Genomic DNA, 19,639 nt, shown 5'->3' with positions numbered 1-19,639 from the left:
GTAAAGAGTAATGACAATTGCATACACAAACTTTGTGTTTGAGGAATAAAATGGCTTTTTCTAATTTTAAGCACCAGATCACGCGTTTTAAAGATGATGAATCTGGTTCATTTATCTTATTTGTTTTGTTTTTGTTTGTATCCTTGTTCGTGTTTGGCGGCATGGCGGTTGATATCGCACGATACGAAAACACGCGTGTGCGTTTGCAAACGACACTGGACTCGGCGATTTTCGCAGTTGCCGTAAGCAACTCTGACGAAACCGACGAAACAATTTTCAACGACTTTTTTGTAAAATCGGGTCTGAGCAAAGATCAGATGAACGCCGATTGGGATATTGATCCAGGCGCGACACCAGGTGAATATATCGCATGGGCAAGTGCGGACAGTAACAATCTGTTCTTATCATTGTATGGCATCAGCAAATTTGATGTTGATGCAGCGGCCTCGATCGAACAAGAAATTGGTGACATCGAAATTTCATTGGTGGTGGACGTATCCGCATCAATGGAAGGGACGCGTATCGAGCGTTTGCGCACAGCCGTAATTGATTTTGCAACCGATGTGTTTGCAAATCCAAATGCCGACGTATCCGTTTCAATCATTCCGTTTGACTATCAAACATCGGCTGGCCCAGCGATTTTAGATGCATGGGCAGCAGTCCCCGGTCAGGCATTGACCGGCGAAAATATTTTGTCCGATTGCATTGATTTTAACCGCGGCACCTTTGTCGAAGGCTTTGGGCCCAACCCAGATCAAATCGTTGGTGGCGACTATACCGTTACCGCGCTGACAGAGGAGCTGGCAACGGCGCTTCCTGGTGATACCGTTACATTGCAACGCGCAGGTGAATTTCGTGACCGTTCGTCGGCATGGTTGTTTGATGACACGCGTGGTTCAACTGGATTTAATTGGTTTAATGACAATATTTTGGGCCTAGCAAATAACAACTATATCTTGAATTTGGTTGGTCTAGGTCATGACAACCCAACCTGTCGTCACACGATAGACCCTGTCACTGGCAACAGCTCGGAAAACAGCATTTTACCATTCGCGGATAATGTTGCAGATGTGACTAACTATATTAATGCTCTTAAGGCAGAGGGATCCACCGCTGGCGATTTGGGCATTAAATGGGGTTTGGCAATGTTAGATCCGACATTCCGTCCAACTGTTAACCAAATGGTTGCCAATGGCGATGTTGACGGCATATTCACTGGCCGTCCGCATGATTACGACGAATCTGGCACCATGAAAGTGATTGTCCACTTGAGTGATGGGGCAAATACTTTGCACCAAGCACTCAAGGACGACTATCGTTCAGGGCCATCTGGTGTGTTTTTCCACGAACCTACAAACACCTACTCTGTTAAACGCAAAACAGGACCTTTCTCTGGATCATATTTCTGCGCAAGCGGTCGAGAGGCATTGCTTGGGGTTGTTTCGTTGTGTGATATAGGCGGTATTGGTGGGAACCCAAAAAACAGCATTCTTGCACATAGCCTCGTACCATGGGGCAGCCTGCCGGTTGTTTCACCCGCACGTGAACTAGACATGACAGAATTAACGCGTCGTTTTTCAATCCCAGATATTATTGACCTGTTCTATGGCATGGATGGTATCGAGGCAGAAGACATGGTCGAAGGCGACGGCGAATACACTGGTGGCGTGTGGCAAAGCCCAGAAGCAGACGCGCGTATGCAGTCGGTTTGCGCCCTTGCGCGTGGAATTAAAGACCCTGATCGCAACAACTTTTTGATGTTTACCATCGGGTTCGAGGTTCCAGCAGGCGGTCTTGCAGAACGTGCTCTTCGCGGTTGTGTCAATAATGACGATGCATTCTATGAACCCGCGTCAAGTGCAAACCTGAGCGAAACATTCCGTGGTATTGCAGCAGCAATTTCCAAACTGCGTTTGACAAGCTAATGTCGAAACTTCGCAATAACCTCAAACGATTTTGGCAAAAGGAAGAGGGCACCTCTACGCTCGAATTTATCTTTATCTTTCCTTTGTTCTTTTTCATGTTCGCACTTGCCATCGAAGGTGGCTGGTTCACCGCGCAAAAAGTGTTTTTGGAACGCGCGGTTGATATCAGTGTGCGTAACTTGAGGCTTGGAAAAATTCGCGGAACCGCTGAAAAAGATGCATATGACGTGCTCAAAGACGAAATCTGTGAACATGCAGGCATCGTTAATGATTGCGCCAATTCAATGAAATTGGAGATGTATCAACTTTCACCTGATGAATCATTCACGTTGGGCACGCGCGATTGTGTTGAACGCAAACCAGAAGACCCAGACGCCGTGCCGACACGCACATTCACCATGGGTAATTTTGGCGATGTGATGTTTGTGCGCGCATGTATCGTGGTTGATCCATTGTTTAGTGTAACGCCAATCACGCCAGCATTTGAATTGGATAATTCAGGCGGATTTTTCTTATCCACTTATACGGCCTATGCTGTAGAACCCGAAGACAATGACTTTTCTACGGGTGCTACGGTTGCGTCCGGTTCTTAGGGGATTTTGCGATGTCTTTTCAAAAACTGAAACGATTTAAGAAATCGGAAAACGGGTCAATGACCGTCGAGGCGGTATTGATGTTCCCAATCATGTATTGGTTGATCATTTTTGGCCCCGTTCTGTTTGATATCGTGCGTGAAAAAACATCTGTGGTGCGCAATTCGTTTACCATTGCGGATATCATTTCACGCGAAGACAACGTGACCGAGGAAACGCTGGATTTTTACATCGATGTTTTTTCGGAGTTAATGCCAAAATCAACGCGTACAGGTTTGCGTGTCAGCAGCATCAAGCGTGACCCAGCCGACCCTGACACGTATACTGTTCCGTGGAGCTATCCTCCAACATTTGATAAACCAGCGGTTTCGGATCGTTTGGATGAAATGGGTGAAATTATTCCGTTTATCGAGCCTGGTGAATCTATTTTGTATGTCGAAGGTTTTCAAACTTACTCTTCTGTAATCAACTATTCATTCGCAGGATGGAGCGTGGGTTGGCGTGACAAAGAGCTTGCTCATAGCCTGTTTATACGTCCTCGTTATGCTGATGAAGTGGCCGGGCCAACCGAGACCCCAGCCGAAGAAAGCGAAGAATCCACCGAAGATCCGTGATCATCATTTGGATGGAGTTCGAAACGTTTATCTGGAAAATATTTTTTCAAACGAATGTCAGCGGCGCGCGCGTGGCCTTCCATGCCTTCCATGCGGGAAATGCGTGCGGTCGCTTGTGCAACCCCTTGTGATCCAGCGCGAGTTGCGCGTTGATACGTGACCAGTTTCATATATTTATGAACGGACAATCCACCCGTATATCGCGCTGATCTGCTGGTGGGTAATACGTGGTTGGTTCCCGTGGCCTTGTCGCCAAAGGCAACGGTGGTTTCTTCGCCCAAAAACAACGATCCGTAACAGGTTAATCGTGATAACCACCAATGCAAATTATCGGCCTGAACGGTTAAATGTTCGGGTGCATATTCGTCGGATGTTTGCGCCATTTCCTCGACGGTATCGCACAAAATAACTTCGCCATAGTCACGCCAAGCGGATTCTGCATTTTTGCGATTCACATCGGGTAGGTTTGAAATTTGATCAGGCATAAGTTGAATAACGCGCAGCGCCAAATCGCGGTCATTTGTCACCAACCAAACAGGAGAATTATACCCATGTTCGGCTTGGCTGACTAAATCCGCGGCAATGATTACGGGGTCGGCTGTGTTATCGGCCAAAATTAAACTGTCGGTCGGGCCCGCGATCATGTCGATTCCGACGCGCCCAAACAGTTGGCGTTTTGCCTCGGCCACAAATTGATTGCCAGGGCCGACGATAATATCGACAGCGGGCAGGTTGAACAGACCAAATGCCATGCTGGCAACACCTTGAACGCCGCCAAGCGCTAGAATGTTATGCGCGCCTGCCTTGGTTGCCGCATAAACAATTGCGGGATGAATGCCGTGTTTTGGATGGGCGGGGGAACAGGCGGTAATGTGTTTTACCCCTGCGACCTTGGCCGTTGTTACCGTCATTAGCGCAGATGCGATATGGCTGTAACGACCACCTGGAATATAACACCCTGCGGCATTCACAGGGATCATGCGTTGCCCTGCGAACAGGCCTGGTTGAACCTCTATTTCAAATTCGGACATCGCATTTTTCTGGGCAATCGCAAAGCGTTCAATATTTTGATGTGCGAAATCAATGTCACGTTTCACTTTTTCAGGAACACGTGAAATTGCGTCCAAAATAGCATGTTCGTCCATCAGGGCAGGGCCAGCGTATGAATCAAACTTCTGTGCGTAATTCAGCGCAATCTGATCACCACCCGTTTCGATTTCATCTAAAATTTGTTCGACAGTGTGGTTCACTGATTTTGAATCACTTTGCGCAGTTTTTGTCGCTTTTTTTAAATAACGAATTGGCATGAAAAATTCCTTGTTTTGTAAGTGATCACCTAATCTGGCAGTCTGGCAAAGAAAAATTTGTTTAATTCAGGAAATGTAAAACAGATGTTTATGTAAATCACGCAACGCGATGCGCCAATTTAATTTCGGGCTTGAAAAACACCCAACAGTGGCACATCGTGAACTTTGGAAATACCAAAGGGGGCGCAAATGGCTAACCAATTCAAAACATTGATCAAAAATGCGGATGTTGTGGTCACAATGAATGACACACGCCAAGAAATTGCATCCTGTGATATCTTGATTGAAAACGGTGTGATTGTGGGGGTGGGTGAAAATCTGCCAGATGCGGATAATGTGATCAATGCGGGGGGTTGTGTTGTGACGCCTGGCTTGGTGAACACACACCACCACCTGTTTCAATCATTGGTGCGCGGTGTACCTGCGGGGCAAGACGCATTGTTATTTGGCTGGCTGAAAACCCTATACCCGATTTTTGGGCGGATGATGGGCGAAGACATGTGTGTTTCTGCTCAATTAGGTTTGGGCGAGCTTGCATTATCGGGTTGTTCGATGAGCAGCGATCATCAATATATTTTCCCAAATGACGTCAAGCTGGAACACGCAATCGAGGGAGCGCGATCAATTGGTGTGCGGTTCCATCCAACGCGCGGCGCGATGAGTGTGGGCGAAAGTAACGGCGGCTTGCCACCTGATAGCTTGGTTGAACAAGAACCCAAAATTTTAGAAGATTTCTTGCGTGTTGTGGACGCATTTCACGATCCATCCGATGGTGCAATGCTGCGCGTTGGGCTTGCACCATGTTCTCCGTTCACCGTCAGTGAAGGCTTGATGAAAGATGCTGCCGATATGGCGATGGACAAGAGCGTGATGTTACACACACATTTGGCCGAAAATGACGAAGATATTGCCTATTCATTACATCATTTTGGCTGTCGTCCCGGGCAATATGCCGAAAACCTTGGCTGGACGGGCGATCATGTGTGGCATGCGCATTGTGTAAAACTGGATGCAGGGGAAATCGATTTATTCGCCCGATCGAAAACCGGCGTTGCACATTGTCCGTGTTCGAATTGTCGTCTTGGGTCGGGCATTGCCCCTGTGCGCGAAATGCGTGATGCGGGGGTTAAGGTTGCCCTTGGCGTTGATGGTTCCGCCAGCAGCGATGCAGGGCATTTGTTAACCGAAGCACGCCAAACCATGTTATTGCAACGCGTTAAAAATGGTGCAGATTCCATGCGCGCACGCGAAGCATTGGAAATTGCCACACGCGGTGGCGCACAGGTTTTAGGGCGACATGATCTAGGTTCGATCGATGTTGGCAAACGCGCCGATATCGCCATTTGGGATGTCAGCGGATTACAAGCAGCAGGTGCATGGGATCCCGTGGCGGCACTTGTTTTAAACGGGCCATTTAATGTGCGCGATTTGCTTGTCGAGGGAAAACCAGTTGTTGCAGAAGGCCAATTGGTGAACCAAGAAGAGGGCATGATCGTTGAACGCGTTCAAAAACGTGTGGCGCGATTGATGGCCTAAATCTGTTCGAGCAATCGGGGTAGGATATCCGTATCATCGCGGTGTTGCTGATGTTCAAAAACCCGCCAGTTTTGCGGGGTATATTTGTACGCCGCATCAAATTGTTTGAAAACTTGCGCCGTGCACAAACCATGTGGCAAAACATCGACATCACCACCATGTTGATAAAGATACAGCGTGAGCGCACCAGGACCAGCGATCCAAAATATGTTTTCAATATTTTTGTCGTGCAAATTGCGTTGCGCGTGATCCAAAAAACCAAGGATGAACGGATGCTCTGCGGGTGCGGCCATGATCCCGTTGATTGTTGTGCAATTTGCAAGGTGGCTATTTGCGGATAGTGTTACGCGGGTATCGTTGGCACAAAAGCGATGTGAATATGCCTGTGGTTCTGAATCTGCATCAACATAAACGCCACCAATCTTCGCCAAATAGTAAAGGCGTATGAAATCTGATTTCAGAGCAGGGTGCCAAAGTTTGTGAAACGCGCTGGCCGCATCATTTCCAAAATGTTCCCGAATAAATTCCGATGCCGATGCATCATCAAATGCAATATAATTCGATTTGCCTATCCCACGCCATTTATCCATGCCTTCGGATATACGATCCGGTGGCGATTGATCCCAATATTGTGCAATTGATGGTGTTGATGCGCAGGTATTTTTTAACAAATCGCTTTGGCGATGATTATACAGATTAGCCCATCCCATTGCTTCGAACCGCGTTAACGGGTGCATGTGTTGATCATTTATGATTGTGGTCAAAGCTGAGGTAGCGTTGTTTTGAAAACGATCCAATATTTCATCAAACAATAGCGGTTGGTTTTCAGGTAAAAATTTTTTCAATCCGCGTAGCTGTTCAAAATTTGAGTTATCAGGCGCGGATACAACGTCATCAAGCAGCGTAAAAACAAACCCCGCCGCATAATTCGCATCTGTCTTTTCCAAAACCTTTGCGATGCGCCGATACGCGCCCATTTTACGCAGAATTTTCAGGCGTGTTTTGGAAAATGCCTTTCCCACGTTTAGTAATACGAAACGCTGTTAAACCATTCGCGGATTTTGGCGCGTTCGGATTCTTCCATATATGTCAAATTGGACGGAGGCATGGCGTGGCTGACCGCTGATTGGATATAGATATCTTTTGCACGCGCTGCGATTTGAGCAGGGGTTTCCAATTCTACACCCTTGGGGGCCCATAAAATACCCTCGTAAACGGGTTCTGCGGCGTGACACATGGAACAGCGCCCCATGACAATATCATGCACACCATCAAACCCTACGGCGGCCATGTATTTTTCCTGTGAATTGGTTAAATTGGTCTCTTCGATTTTGGGTTGCCCTACAACGGATAACCACATGATGATTAAAAATAGCGCGGTTGTTGCCATCCATGTCCAATGCGGATTGCCTTTGCGTGCGTGGATGCTGTTGAAATAGTGACGGATGGTAACACCCATCAAAAACACCAAGCTTGCGATGATCCAGTTGTATTCAGTGGCAAACGCCAATGGATAGTGGTTCGACAACATCAAGAAAATCACGGGTAGGGTAAGATAGTTATTATGCGTTGAACGCTGTTTCGCAATTTTCCCGTATTTGGGATCGGGTGTGCGCCCTGCGATCAAATCGGCCACAACGATGCGCTGATTTGGCATGATCACTAAAAACACATTCGCGGTCATGATTGTCGCGGTGATTGCTCCCAGATGTAACAGCGATGCACGCCCTGTGAATACTTGGGTATAACCCCAAGAAAGCGCGACCAATATGACATAAAGTAATATCATCAAGCGTCTGTTATCGCCGCCAAATTTTGAATTACACAGAGCTGAGTAAACCAGCCAAACACCCGCCAAAGACCCCAGCGAAATCAAAATCGCCACGGGCACGGAAATATCTGCGACATTTGGATCAATCAGATACAAATTTGCACCCGAATAATAGACCAAAATCAACAAGGCAAAACCAGACAACCATGTTGCATAGCTCTCCCATTTAAACCATGTCAGATGTTCGGGCATGGTTTCAGGGGCAACCAAATATTTTTGAATATGGTAAAACCCACCGCCATGCACTTGCCATTCTTCGCCATGTGCGCCTTTGGGCAGGTTGGGCGTTTGTCGCAGCCCTAAATCAAGTGCGATAAAATAAAAAGATGAACCAATCCATGCGATTGCCGTGATAACGTGCAACCAGCGCACCGCAAACTCGGCCCATTCCATGAAAATTGCATAATCATACATGGTTTAGCTCCCGCGATAAGTTGAATAGCCAAACGGCGAGAGCAACAACGGCACATGATAATGCGCATCCACGTCGTTTATGCCAAACTGAATCGGGATCGTATCCAAAAACAACGGTTCAATAAGCGCATCGTTTTGTGCACGCAAATATGGCCCCGCCAGAAAATCCAAACGATAGATCCCCGTTTCAAAGTCATCGACTGGTAAAATCGGGTTGTCGGTGCGCCCATCGGCGTTGGTTTTCATCGTCGTGATTTGCACCACGTTATCGCCATCAATGCGAAAGAGCTGAATTTCCAGACCCGCGGCGGGTTGACCCGTAGCCGTGTCCAAAACATGTGTGGTGAGGTATCCTGTTGGCATTGTCTTACTCTTGTTATTACAAACTAACATTGCCAGCAGATCGTGCAAAAAGAAAGCCCCTTCGGGCTTGATTATTGCGCGCCATAGTGATGAAACTTGGCGGGTGTCTCTAAAAATGGTGCGGCATGCCGAATATAAGGATGGAAAAAATGAAACGATATCAACGCGATATGCGCGGGTTCGGACCCAATGTACCAATCGTGGAATGGCCAAATGGTGCGCAGATCGCTGTGCAATTTGTACTGAACTACGAAGAAGGTGGGGAAAACTGTGTTTTGCATGGGGACGAGGATTCCGAAGCATTCTTATCCGAAATCGTGGGGGCATCCGCTTGGAAAGGTCAGCGCCATTGGAACATGGAAAGCATTTACGAATATGGTGCGCGCGCGGGTTTTTGGCGGCTTCATCGTTTGTTTACGAGTGCGGCTATTCCAATCACGGTTTACGGCGTTGCCACATCACTGGCACGATCACCCGAACAGGTGGCGGCCATGCAAGACGCCGATTGGGAAATTGCCAGCCACGGTTTGAAATGGGTGGAATACAAGGATTATTCCCCCAAGGACGAGCGTGACCACATGGAAAAAGCCATTGCATTGCACACCGAAGTCACAGGCGATGCGCCAAGCGGTTGGTACACAGGGCGCAGTTCCGTTAACACGGTTGATCTGGCCTGCGAGAATGGATCATTTGATTACGTTTCAGACAGTTATGCCGATGATTTACCCTATTGGTATAACAAAGGTGATCGTGAACAACTGATCATTCCATATACGTTGGATGCCAACGATATGCGTTTTGCGACACCCCAAGGATTTAACACGGGCGATCAGTTTTATACTTATCTCAAAGACAGTTTCGATGCGCTCTACGAAGAGGGCGCGGCGGGTTCACCCAAGATGATGTCGATTGGTTTGCATTGTCGTCTTGTCGGGCGGCCAGGGCGTGTTCAGGCGCTGAAACGATTTGTTGAATATGCGAAATCACATGACAAAGTCTGGTTTGCGCGGCGTATTGATATCGCGAAACACTGGCACGAACACCATCCTGCACCCATGCGGGGCGCAGAGCCGATTCATATGACCAAAGACAGCTTTGTTGCAACCTTTGGGGGTGTTTTTGAACATTCTCCGTGGATCGCCGAACGCGCATTTGACGATGAACTTGGCCCTGCGCATAACAGCGCGATTGGGTTGCACAGCGCATTGGCACGTAAATTTCGCACCGCAAGTGTGGAGGAACGCCTTGATGTGTTAAAAGCGCACCCAGATTTGGCTGGCAAGCTTGCCGCGGCTAAACGCTTAACGGCGGAATCTACAGCCGAACAAGCGGGTGCAGGGCTGGATGCGTTGACCGCGGATGAACACGCAGAATTCACGCATCTGAATTCCAGTTATACAGCCCAATTTGGTTTCCCGTTTATCATTGCGGTCAAAGGATTGACCAAAGATGACATCCTGACCGCGTTTAAGGTACGCATCAACAACACGCGCGATGTGGAATTTGCCACCGCCTGTAAACAGGTTGAAAAAATTGCGCTATTGCGTTTGTCGGAGCTACTTCCATGAATAACACCTATTACGTTCCGCGCGGTGGGCTGGCATCGCAATCAACCCCATTACAAGGTCGCGCCGTTTTTACCGATGCCTATGCGTTCATTCCGGCCGAAACATTCAGCGATATCGTAACCAGTTACATGCCGCATTGGGTCAATACCCGCGCATGGATCATCGCACGCCCACTCAGCGGGTTTGCCGAAACATTCACGCAATATATTGTCGAGGTTTCCCCAAATGGTGGCAGCCAAACGCCCGATACCGATCCAAGTGCGCAATCTGTTCTGTTCATTGTTGATGGCGAAGTGACCCTTACAATGGATGGCAAAAAACATGAAATGGGTGCGGGGGGATATGCATATCTGCCTGTTGGGTGCAAATGGACGCTGGATAACGCCAGTGCGAATAGCGCGACATTTCACTGGCTGCGTAAACGCTATGAACATGTTGATGGGATCGACGCGCCGGATGCTTTTGTAACCAATGAAAACAATGTACCCGCGCGCGAAATGCCAGATTGCAACGGTGTGTGGGCGACCACGCGGTTTATCGAACCCGATGACCTGCGCCATGATATGCACGTTAATATTGTGACATTTCAAAAGAATGGGTTGATCCCGTTCGAAGAAACCCATGTGATGGAACATGGGCTGTATGTTTTACAAGGTACTGCGCGGTATTTGTTAAACCAAGATTGGGTCGATGTAGGGCCGGGGGATTTCATGTGGCTTCGTGCGTTTTGCCCACAAGCCTGTGTCGCGACGAGCGATGAACCATTTCGATATTTATTGTACAAGGATGTGAACCGCCATCCAAAATTCGCACCCTTTGGAACTCCATGATGCAAATTAAAACCCAACCACTTACCGCCAGTGCATTTGCGCCATTTGGCGATGTGATCGAATTGAATAGCGTTGACCCCATGATAATTAATCAGGGCAATTGTGAACGGTTTCATGATCTGGCAAAATTGGATTTTGCGGGTGGTGACACAGGGATCAGCCTGTTTTCGGCAAAGGCGCGAACATTACCCTATGAACTAGATTTGATGGAGCGCCATCCATTGGGCAGCCAAGCATTTATTCCCATGTCACAACATCCGTTTTTGGTAATTGTTGCACATGATGATGGTGGAAAACCTGTCGATATTCAGGCGTTTATTACATCCATCGGACAGGGCATTAATTTTTACCGAAATACTTGGCACGGGGTTTTAACGCCGCTGCATGAACCTGGATTGTTCTGTGTGATTGATCGCATTGGCGATGAAAGAAACTTACAGGAATATCCGTTACCAACGCCAATAATTGTCGCTTAAATTAAAGGCAGACCATCTTTTCTGCTACTTTATTTAGTCGATTTTGCTTGATTTTTGCAAAAAATACACAAAACCTTGATTCACAGTATGCGGTTAACGCATTCAACGCGCCCACAGATGGCGTAATTTTGAAACGGGGAACAAAAATGACAGATACTTCGATAGGGACGCCAGAACAGCTGCGCGATCCCAATTATACGCCCGCATTGGGCAAGGCGATACCACTTGGCATTCAACATGTTTTGGCGATGTTTGTATCCAACGTGACACCAGCAATCATTATTGCGGGTGTTGCTGGGTTTGGATTTGGATCACCAGATGTTGGAACGCTGATATATCTTATTCAAATGTCGATGTTATTCGCAGGCGTTGCAACATTGATCCAAACCATTGGCATTGGTCCCGTTGGGGCACGATTGCCAATTGTTCAAGGAACCAGTTTTGCGTTCCTGCCCGTAATGATCCCCGCCATGGTTGGCGCGGGTACGGCTGGTTTAGCGGGGTTAATGTCTGGTGTGATGATTGGCGGGCTATTCCATTTTTGCATCGGCTTTTTCATCGGGCGCATTCGGTTTGCATTGCCGCCATTGGTGACAGGATTGATCGTTTTAATGATCGGTCTGGCATTGATCAAGGTTGGCATTGAATATGCAGCGGGTGGAGCTGGTGATTTTAATCGTGGCAAACCCACATGGGGTGGCGTTTCCAATTGGTTCCAAGCGGGCGTGGTTATCATCGTGACCTTGGCGTTGAAATTCTTTGCACGTGGTTTGTTATCTGTGGCCGCGGTTTTGGTTGGCCTGATCGCAGGTTACATCGTAGCCTTCGTCATGGGCGATGTCAGCCTTGCTGGTGTTGGTCGTGCAGGGTGGTTCCAGTTGCCAAGCCCGTTTGCATATGGGTTTGAGCTTAACTGGGCGATTATTATCGGCATGTGTTTGATGGCATTTATTTCCGCGATTGAAACCGTGGGCGATGTGTCCGGGATTACCAAAGGTGGCGCAGGGCGTGAAGCAACCGATGAAGAGGTCACAGGCGCCACATTCGCAGATGGTCTGGGCACCGCAATTGGCGGCATTTTTGGTGGCTTGCCAAATACATCGTTTAGCCAAAACGTCGGCTTGATCGCAATGACAGGTGTGATGAGCCGCCATGTTGTCACCATCGGTGCGATATTCTTGATCATCTGTGGTTTGATCCCAAAAATCGGCGCGGTCATCAATTCCGTACCGATCCAAGTTTTGGGTGGCGGTGTGATTGTAATGTTTGGCATGGTCGCCGCTGCGGGTGCATCAATGTTGTCTGATGTGAATTGGAACCGTCGCAATATGGTGATCTTTGCGGTTGCACTGTCTGTTGGGCTTGGCCTGCAACAGGTGCCTGATGCAATGGCATTCTTGGGTAATACCGCGAAAATTTTGATGACATCTGGTCTGTTGCCAGCGGCATTTATCGCGATTGTTCTGAATTTGATTTTGCCAGAAGATATTGGTTAATCAAACGAAATAAACTTATTGGCCGCGTCTATATTTGGCGCGGCCTTTTTGTTTTTGTTGATCTTGAAACTCAAACCTGATTATCTGTAATCAACGGCAAGCAATTCCTTTACGCCACATCGGGGGATTGCAAATCGGCCAAACGGCAGAGACGGTGGCGGATATTTACCATGGAAATTGCGTTTCTTCTCAACGGGGAAACCCAGAATATCACCGTTGATAACCCAACGGTCACGCTGCTGGATTGGCTGCGCGAAACCAAGGGTTTGCACGGCACGAAAGAGGGCTGTAACGAAGGTGATTGCGGCGCGTGTACTGTTATGGTGACAGATGCTGATGGCAGTAAATCATTGAACGCATGTATTCTGTTTTTACCACAACTTCACGGCAAAGCATTGCGCACCGTCGAAGGTGTGGGAACGCAATCCGATATGCACCCCGTACAAACGGCAATGGTTGAACATCACGGTTCACAATGCGGGTTTTGCACACCGGGGTTTGTGATGTCGATGGTATCGGCGCATACCAATGGCGCCACGGACCATGATAATCAACTGGCGGGAAACCTGTGCCGTTGCACGGGCTACGCCCCAATTATTCGCGCAGCAGAGGCGGTTGAAAACGCGCCGCGCCCCGATTGGATTGCTGCGGATCAAGACGGCGTTTCGAAATTTGCAAAACCTACTGGCCCGACAACCAGCGATGAACTCGCCGCGTGGTATCTAAAAAACCCAGACGCCACCTTAGTGGGTGGTGCTACGGATGTTGGCCTGTGGGTGACAAAATCATTGCACGAGTTGGAACAGGTTTGTTTCCTGTCACAGATCCCCGATTTGGCGAAAATTGAATATCGTGATGATGGTTTGCACATTGGTGCGGCGGTGACGATCAGCGATCTGCGTGATGCTGTCGCGGATATTTATCCCGATTTCGCAGAAATGTTGCGCCGTTATGCTTCGGTGCAAATTCGCAATGCGGCGACTATCGGCGGAAATATTGCAAATGGTTCACCCATTGGCGATGGACCGCCCGCATTGATCGCGCTTGGTGCCACGTTAACGTTACGCCGTGGTGATGAACGGCGCGAAATTTTGATGCAAGATTTCTTTATTGAATACGGCAAACAGGCTCGCAAATCTGGTGAATTTGTTGAAAGCATATTCATTCCAAAACAAGACGATCGACTAAAATGTTACAAACTGTCGAAACGGTTTGATCAAGATATCTCTGCGGTCTGTGGCTGTTTCAACATTTTTGTCAAAGACGGGATCGTGGAATGTTGTGCCATCGCATTTGGTGGCATGGCAGGAACCCCAAAACGCGCCGACACAGTAGAGGCGGCGTTAATCGGTAAACCTTGGACACGTGGAAATGTTGACGGTGCAATGGGTTTATTCAGCGCTGATTACACCCCGATGGACGATATGCGTGCATCCGCTGGGTATCGCATGAAAGCGGCGCAAAATATGTTGTTGCGTTATTTCATCGAGGACACGACCGATCAACCACGTGTTTTGGAGGTTTCATCATGAACCATATGAAACCAACGCCACATGATGCCGCGCCATTACATGTTACGGGGGCAGCGCGATATATTGATGATATACCGATGCCCAAAAATGCGCTGTCACTGGCGTTTGGATTGTCAGATGTTGCGCATGGGAAAATCACCGCGATGGATTTGGATGTCGTTCGCAATGCAAACGGTGTTGTTTCGGTGATCACGGCGGATGATTTGCCCGCGGGCAATGATGTATCGCCGTCAGTGCATGATGAACCCTTGCTGGCAACCAGAACGGTGCATTACATCGGTCAGCCGATATTTTTGGTGATCGCGGATACGCATTTGAATGCACGCAAGGCTGCGCGTTTGGGCAAGGTTGATATTAAACCGCTTACGCCAATCCTCTCTATTGATGATGCCATCGCGGCGGATAGCAAATTTGAAGACCCCATTCAGTTTTTAAAGGGCGAGCCAGAATCCGCACTGAAATCTGCACCCCATCAAATTTCGGGTAGCATTGAAATCGGTGGCCAGGAACATTTTTATTTGGAAGGGCAAGCGGCATCTGCGCTCCCCCAAGAAAACGGCGATATGCTGGTGCATAGCTCAACACAGCACCCAACAGAGGTTCAACATAAAGTCGCGGAAAGCCTTGGATTGCCATTCAATGCCGTGCGGGTTGAAACACGGCGCATGGGGGGTGGTTTTGGTGGCAAAGAAAGCCAAGCAAACGCACTGGCCTGTGCCTGTGCCGTTGCAGCACGGATCACAAACCGCCCATGCAAAATGCGATATGATCGAGACGATGATATGATCATTACGGGCAAACGCCACGATTTTCGCATCGATTATCAGGTGGGATTTGATGACAATGGAAAATTACAATCAGTGATGATGCAGCATTTCGTGCGTTGTGGCTGGGCACAGGATTTATCGTTGCCTGTCGCCGATCGTGCGATGCTGCATTCGGATAATGCCTATCATCTGCCACATGCCAAAATTGTATCACACCGATTGAAAACAAACACGCAAAGCGCCACCGCGTATCGTGGGTTTGGCGGGCCGCAAGGTGTGGTTGTGATCGAACGCGTGATTGATCAGATTGCGCATCATTTGAGACGCGATCCATTGGAAATCCGCCGTGCGAATTTCTATCAAAACGGGCAAACTACACCATATCAGATGACGATAGAGGATAGCGTTATTGCGCCGTTGGTCGATCAATTAGAACAGCGTTCGAATTACACTAAACGGCGCGCAGAAATTGACGCAGAAAACCGTGCCAACCCTGATGCGGTGTTGAAGCGCGGTATCGCGCTGACCCCAGTGAAATTTGGGATCAGCTTTACCCTGACCCATCTGAACCAAGCGGGGGCGTTGGTGCATATCTATGCGGATGGTTCGGTGCATTTGAACCACGGTGGTACGGAAATGGGGCAGGGTTTGTTTACCAAGGTTGCCCAAGTCGCCGCGCGTGAATTTGGTCTACCGCTTGATATGATCAAAATCACCGCATCCGATACGGCCAAGGTTCCAAACACATCCGCCACGGCGGCGTCATCGGGTTCAGATTTGAACGGCATGGCGGTGCGCGATGCCTGTCAAACACTCAAGGCTCGGATTGTCGCGTTTTTTGCCATTCATTTTGAAACGGATGCTGCGGTTGAATTTGTTGATGGGATGGTGCGTGCGGGATCGCATGAAATGACATTTGCGGATGCGGCAAGTCTTGCCTATCAAAATCGCATTTCATTGTCTGCCACGGGGTTTTACGCAACGCCCAAAATCAAATGGGATCGCATGGCGGGGCGGGGTCGTCCGTTTTTCTATTTCGCATATGGCGCGGCGGTGACAGAGGTTGTTGTAGATACTCTCACCGGTGAAAACCGAATTTTACGCACGGATATTTTGCACGATGTTGGTGCATCGTTGAACCCCGCGATTGATATTGGACAGATCGAAGGCGGCTATGTCCAAGGTGCGGGGTGGCTTACCACCGAAGAATTGGTTTGGGATGAAAAGGGCAATTTGCGCACGCACGCGCCAAGTACTTATAAAATTCCCGCCTGTTCGGATCGGCCTCGCATTTTCAATGTTGAACTGTTTGAAAACGAAAATACACAAGATACCATTTATCGATCCAAGGCGGTGGGTGAACCGCCATTCATGTTGGGCATTTCTGCGTTTCACGCCCTGTCACATGCTGTTGGATATTCGGGTGACACTGAAATTTACCCCAACATAAATGCACCCGCAACGGCAGAGGAATTGTTACGATCCGTTTATCGCAATGCAGATGGCACAGATGCATTTTGATCGTGAACAAATCGCGAAATTTACCCAAAGCGGTGATATCGTCCGCGTGGTTATCGCCACAGATCACGGATCGGTTCCACGCGCCACGGGTACGTCCATGATCGTAACGCCAGATCGCCAGATTGGCACTATTGGCGGGGGGGCGTTGGAAATGCGCGGCACAGAAATTGCACGTGAATTGCTTGCCGATGGTGGGGACAAAAGGGCCGTAAAAATCCCATTAGGCCCCGCGCTTGCCCAATGTTGTGGTGGGGCCGTGACATTGGTGTTTGAACGATTTGGTCGTGAAAACCTGCCCGAGAATGACATTGTTTTCGCCCGTCCCATTGCCACAAATGACATGTCGCTGGATGTGAAACGTACACTTGCCAATATTCGCAATCAATCAGTGCAACCAAATACGATATATCGCGATGGTTGGCTGATCGAACCGATGAAACAAGTAAGACAACCGTTGTGGTTATATGGTGCTGGTCATGTCGGGCGGGCGCTGGTCAATGTTTTGCATGAATTGGCGTTTGATATCACTTGGGTGGACACCGAAAAAGATCGGTTTCCCGATCAAATTGCGCAGGGTGTAACGCCACTAATTGCCAACAATCCTGCAATGGTCGTGAAACACGCACCCAAAGATGCTGTGCATTTGATTATGACCTATAGCCATGCATTTGATTTGGAGCTGTGCCATCAAATTTTGAACCTTCCCCATCAATCGGTGGGCGTGATCGGATCAAAAACCAAACGCGCACGATTTACAAAACGCTTGGCGCAACTGGGGCATTCGACAAATGACATTGATAAATTGATCTGCCCCATTGGGGATCCAAATCTGGGCAAAGAGCCGGCAGCAATCGCAATAGGGATTGCGCAAATGTTGATCACATCACAAAACAAAGCCGCCAAAACGGCGGTGGCAATATGAAAAACGGGGCAGATTTCTCTGCCCCGTTTCAAACGAGGGGTGGCTAAATTAAAAGCCCATTACAACCGCAAGACCAAGAGTGCTGTCGGTTGATTTCAAAAGATCACCCGCGTCAGAGTTGTGCTCTGTGCGATAGCTTACGCGTGTGGTCAATTTGTTTGACACTTTGAAGTTTACGCCCAAATCGTTGGTTGCAACGGTGTTTGTGCTTGAACCCAATACGTCTGTGTCATTGGTCAACGATACAGTGTCTGTGATCGCATAGTAATAACGTGATGACGCGATAAAGCCTGCTTCTGATGTTGAAACATCCGCTTGGTCTTTGATGTAACGCATGCCTGGGCCTGCTTGTACACGCCATGTGTGGTTTGGATTGTTAACAACACGATAACCAAGACCAACACCAGCGAAGGCATCAATACGGTTTTCAGACGCTTCGTTCAATTCACCACGCGCTGTACCAAATGCGTACAGTTTTGGTGTGAAATAACGGCTGCCTTCGTATGTACCATACAAATCAGTTGTTGCGTTTGTATCGTCGCTATCCAAATATTCAGCGGCAAAACCAAAGCTGTGGCTCCAATCACCAACGCCCAAAGTTGCGCGACCTGCCATCGACAAATCAGAAGAGCTGCTGTTACCTATGTCTTGTGACGCGGATAGTGCAACAGAACCTTTCCAACCTTGAGCCACGCCCAATGTTGAATAACGTTCGTCGTCATCAGAACGTTCGATGTTGTCATTCACAGCATCTGTGATGTCATCGATACGATCGTCCAAACCTTCGACGCCTGTAAGTGCGTCTTGCGCGAAAGTAGGTACCGACAGAACAAGTGCCACTGCGGAGGCTGTAGCGAATTTTACTGCATTTTTCATGTGGGTATCCTTTCCCAAATAAAGAACAAGGGCCGAATGACCCAGGAGCATTTCTGCTGAAACCGTATTTAGGAACTGTATTGAAATAAGTAAAATTCAAAATAATCATGCTTTAAACGAGTTTTACATATATTAAGTAATCACAAGTATATAAGCCGTAATTATTGGCTTAGATCTGCTAGATCTTGTAAAATATCGTCTTGGGTATGATCAATACCATGGGCCATATCACGTAAACTTGACTTTGCAATTGCCACAACATCAGCATCAGCATCATTTCGCCAAACGCTCCAGATCGGATAAGGGAAGGTTGGTGCATGTGGAACCAGATGCAAACGCCCTGCGTCCAATTGGCGTTTTACTGATCGTGCGGGCAAATAGGCCGCTGCGCGGCGGTGAATGATGTAATCCAATGCCATCGCACCAAGCGCAAATGTTAAACCGTTGTGATGCAAATCGGGTAGGGCGGCGTTATGCGCGTGAATAAATTCTGGTCCCCAATCCACAAACACATATTGCCCATCAAGGGGAAGCGTTGGATTTTCCCAAGATGCCACCAGTATCAGATCATCATCCAACACAGGTTCCACGGTTAACCCAGGGCGCGTTTGGGGTGTGTAAACCAATGCGGCCTGAATAACGCCCTCAATAATAAACCGTGTCAGACGGTCTGGCATGCCCACCTCGCCACGGATATTCAAATCGGGCATACGTTTTTGCATGTCATCAACCCAACGAAACCCAAGACGTGGCCACAATGAATATTGTGCGCCAATGGTCAGGCTTTTGGTGAAACCTTCGGGGATGGCAATTTGTTGACGTGCTTCTTCCCAGATTTTAATCAGGCTTAGCGCATAGTTTTCGAATTCTTTCCCAGCGGAGGTAAGCTCCGCCCCCGCCTTTGATCGCGTAAACAGGGGCTGTCCCAATGAATCCTCTAGGCGCTGAATGCGCAGGCTCACGGCGGATTGCGTGACATACAGATGATCCGATGCAGAAACAAACGAACCTGTGGCGGCGACCTCTAGAAAGGTTTTGATCAGGGTAATATCCATATACAATGCATAA

Annotated in this window: 17 protein-coding genes; 11 read left to right on the top strand and 6 right to left on the bottom strand. The window is 48.4% G+C overall.

Annotated elements, in window-relative coordinates; all coding sequences use genetic code 11:
• Positions 1-50 precede the first annotated feature (50 nt).
• Genes IE094_RS01545 through IE094_RS01535 form a run of 3 tightly spaced genes read left to right on the top strand, consistent with a single transcriptional unit; the run spans position 51 to position 3,132 of the window.
• The gene (locus IE094_RS01545) at positions 51-1,925 is read left to right on the top strand and encodes a Tad domain-containing protein (RefSeq protein WP_189638807.1); all 1,875 of its coding nucleotides are present in this window, start codon (positions 51-53) and stop codon (positions 1,923-1,925) included.
• Complete coding sequence (locus IE094_RS01540) at positions 1,925-2,518, top strand: TadE/TadG family type IV pilus assembly protein (RefSeq protein ID WP_189638806.1); 594 nt, start codon at positions 1,925-1,927, stop codon at positions 2,516-2,518. The genes IE094_RS01545 and IE094_RS01540 overlap by 1 nt, the downstream gene beginning before the upstream one ends.
• 11 nt (positions 2,519-2,529) lie before the next feature.
• Complete coding sequence (locus IE094_RS01535) at positions 2,530-3,132, top strand: TadE/TadG family type IV pilus assembly protein (RefSeq protein WP_189638805.1); 603 nt, start codon at positions 2,530-2,532, stop codon at positions 3,130-3,132.
• Here the strand turns inward: IE094_RS01535 and hisD are convergent.
• Positions 3,060-4,439 (bottom strand): histidinol dehydrogenase, encoded by a 1,380-nt coding sequence (gene hisD, locus IE094_RS01530; protein ID WP_189638804.1) that lies wholly within the window; start codon positions 4,437-4,439, stop codon positions 3,060-3,062. The two genes, IE094_RS01535 and hisD, sit on opposite strands and share 73 nt — an antisense overlap.
• A gap of 189 nt (positions 4,440-4,628) precedes the next feature.
• Here hisD and IE094_RS01525 point away from each other — a divergent pair, with 189 nt between their 5' ends.
• Positions 4,629-5,975: an 8-oxoguanine deaminase gene (locus IE094_RS01525; RefSeq protein ID WP_189638803.1), complete on the top strand. Its 1,347-nt coding sequence runs from the start codon at positions 4,629-4,631 to the stop codon at positions 5,973-5,975.
• Here the strand turns inward: IE094_RS01525 and IE094_RS01520 are convergent.
• Genes IE094_RS01520 through uraH form a run of 3 tightly spaced genes read right to left on the bottom strand, consistent with a single transcriptional unit; the run spans position 5,972 to position 8,583 of the window.
• Positions 5,972-6,997 carry a glycosyltransferase gene (locus tag IE094_RS01520; protein WP_189638802.1) on the bottom strand — a complete coding sequence of 342 codons (1,026 nt, stop codon included), beginning with the start codon at positions 6,995-6,997 and terminating at the stop codon, positions 5,972-5,974. The two genes, IE094_RS01525 and IE094_RS01520, sit on opposite strands and share 4 nt — an antisense overlap.
• A gap of 2 nt (positions 6,998-6,999) precedes the next feature.
• Positions 7,000-8,220 (bottom strand): urate hydroxylase PuuD, encoded by a 1,221-nt coding sequence (locus tag IE094_RS01515; protein WP_189638801.1) that lies wholly within the window; start codon positions 8,218-8,220, stop codon positions 7,000-7,002.
• A 3-nt stretch (positions 8,221-8,223) separates the two neighbouring features.
• Positions 8,224-8,583 carry a hydroxyisourate hydrolase gene (gene uraH / locus IE094_RS01510; RefSeq protein WP_189638800.1) on the bottom strand — a complete coding sequence of 120 codons (360 nt, stop codon included), beginning with the start codon at positions 8,581-8,583 and terminating at the stop codon, positions 8,224-8,226.
• 149 nt (positions 8,584-8,732) lie between these two features.
• Between uraH and puuE the strand changes: the two genes are divergently transcribed.
• The 7 genes from puuE (at position 8,733) to xdhC (ending at position 17,695) form a co-directional block, all read left to right on the top strand.
• Positions 8,733-10,151, top strand: coding sequence for an allantoinase PuuE (puuE, locus tag IE094_RS01505; RefSeq protein WP_189638799.1), 1,419 nt, complete (start codon positions 8,733-8,735; stop codon positions 10,149-10,151).
• Entirely contained in the window at positions 10,148-10,981 is an 834-nt protein-coding gene (locus tag IE094_RS01500; RefSeq protein ID WP_189638798.1) for a bifunctional allantoicase/(S)-ureidoglycine aminohydrolase, read from the top strand. The genes puuE and IE094_RS01500 overlap by 4 nt, the downstream gene beginning before the upstream one ends.
• The gene (locus IE094_RS01495; protein ID WP_189638797.1) at positions 10,978-11,457 is read left to right on the top strand and encodes an ureidoglycolate lyase; all 480 of its coding nucleotides are present in this window, start codon (positions 10,978-10,980) and stop codon (positions 11,455-11,457) included. The genes IE094_RS01500 and IE094_RS01495 overlap by 4 nt, the downstream gene beginning before the upstream one ends.
• Before the next feature lie 146 nt (positions 11,458-11,603).
• Entirely contained in the window at positions 11,604-12,953 is a 1,350-nt protein-coding gene (locus tag IE094_RS01490) for a uracil-xanthine permease family protein (RefSeq protein ID WP_189638796.1), read from the top strand.
• 170 nt (positions 12,954-13,123) lie between these two features.
• Positions 13,124-14,485 (top strand): xanthine dehydrogenase small subunit, encoded by a 1,362-nt coding sequence (xdhA, locus tag IE094_RS01485; RefSeq protein ID WP_189638795.1) that lies wholly within the window; start codon positions 13,124-13,126, stop codon positions 14,483-14,485.
• The gene (xdhB, locus tag IE094_RS01480; protein WP_189638794.1) at positions 14,482-16,773 is read left to right on the top strand and encodes a xanthine dehydrogenase molybdopterin binding subunit; all 2,292 of its coding nucleotides are present in this window, start codon (positions 14,482-14,484) and stop codon (positions 16,771-16,773) included. The genes xdhA and xdhB overlap by 4 nt, the downstream gene beginning before the upstream one ends.
• The gene (xdhC, locus tag IE094_RS01475; RefSeq protein WP_229801956.1) at positions 16,754-17,695 is read left to right on the top strand and encodes a xanthine dehydrogenase accessory protein XdhC; all 942 of its coding nucleotides are present in this window, start codon (positions 16,754-16,756) and stop codon (positions 17,693-17,695) included. The genes xdhB and xdhC overlap by 20 nt, the downstream gene beginning before the upstream one ends.
• A 48-nt stretch (positions 17,696-17,743) precedes the next feature.
• On the opposite strand, the gene IE094_RS01470 is transcribed toward xdhC, so the two are convergent.
• Positions 17,744-18,571: a DUF481 domain-containing protein gene (locus IE094_RS01470; protein WP_189638793.1), complete on the bottom strand. Its 828-nt coding sequence runs from the start codon at positions 18,569-18,571 to the stop codon at positions 17,744-17,746.
• A 161-nt stretch (positions 18,572-18,732) separates the two neighbouring features.
• The gene (locus IE094_RS01465) at positions 18,733-19,626 is read right to left on the bottom strand and encodes a LysR family transcriptional regulator (RefSeq protein ID WP_189638792.1); all 894 of its coding nucleotides are present in this window, start codon (positions 19,624-19,626) and stop codon (positions 18,733-18,735) included.
• Between the last annotated feature and the right edge of the window lie 13 nt (positions 19,627-19,639).

The organism is Paramylibacter ulvae (genome assembly GCF_014652655.1).
GTDB lineage: Bacteria > Pseudomonadota > Alphaproteobacteria > Rhodobacterales > Rhodobacteraceae > Amylibacter > Amylibacter ulvae.
Note: the sequence above shows the minus strand (reverse complement) of the source record. Positions and strands in the feature narration are given on the sequence as shown.

Excerpts from the sequence above, each read along its gene's own strand:
- IE094_RS01545 (WP_189638807.1), top strand. The coding sequence starts at position 51 with ATGGCTTTTTCTAATTTTAAGCACCAGATCACGCGTTTTAAAGATGAT.
- IE094_RS01540 (WP_189638806.1), top strand. The coding sequence starts at position 1,925 with ATGTCGAAACTTCGCAATAACCTCAAACGATTTTGGCAAAAGGAAGAG.
- IE094_RS01535 (WP_189638805.1), top strand. The coding sequence starts at position 2,530 with ATGTCTTTTCAAAAACTGAAACGATTTAAGAAATCGGAAAACGGGTCA.
- hisD (WP_189638804.1), bottom strand. The coding sequence starts at position 4,439 with ATGCCAATTCGTTATTTAAAAAAAGCGACAAAAACTGCGCAAAGTGAT.
- IE094_RS01525 (WP_189638803.1), top strand. The coding sequence starts at position 4,629 with ATGGCTAACCAATTCAAAACATTGATCAAAAATGCGGATGTTGTGGTC.
- IE094_RS01515 (WP_189638801.1), bottom strand. The coding sequence starts at position 8,220 with ATGTATGATTATGCAATTTTCATGGAATGGGCCGAGTTTGCGGTGCGC.
- uraH (WP_189638800.1), bottom strand. The coding sequence starts at position 8,583 with ATGCCAACAGGATACCTCACCACACATGTTTTGGACACGGCTACGGGT.
- puuE (WP_189638799.1), top strand. The coding sequence starts at position 8,733 with ATGAAACGATATCAACGCGATATGCGCGGGTTCGGACCCAATGTACCA.
- IE094_RS01500 (WP_189638798.1), top strand. The coding sequence starts at position 10,148 with ATGAATAACACCTATTACGTTCCGCGCGGTGGGCTGGCATCGCAATCA.
- IE094_RS01495 (WP_189638797.1), top strand. The coding sequence starts at position 10,978 with ATGATGCAAATTAAAACCCAACCACTTACCGCCAGTGCATTTGCGCCA.
- IE094_RS01490 (WP_189638796.1), top strand. The coding sequence starts at position 11,604 with ATGACAGATACTTCGATAGGGACGCCAGAACAGCTGCGCGATCCCAAT.
- xdhA (WP_189638795.1), top strand. The coding sequence starts at position 13,124 with ATGGAAATTGCGTTTCTTCTCAACGGGGAAACCCAGAATATCACCGTT.
- xdhB (WP_189638794.1), top strand. The coding sequence starts at position 14,482 with ATGAACCATATGAAACCAACGCCACATGATGCCGCGCCATTACATGTT.
- xdhC (WP_229801956.1), top strand. The coding sequence starts at position 16,754 with ATGGCACAGATGCATTTTGATCGTGAACAAATCGCGAAATTTACCCAA.
- IE094_RS01470 (WP_189638793.1), bottom strand. The coding sequence starts at position 18,571 with ATGAAAAATGCAGTAAAATTCGCTACAGCCTCCGCAGTGGCACTTGTT.
- IE094_RS01465 (WP_189638792.1), bottom strand. The coding sequence starts at position 19,626 with ATGGATATTACCCTGATCAAAACCTTTCTAGAGGTCGCCGCCACAGGT.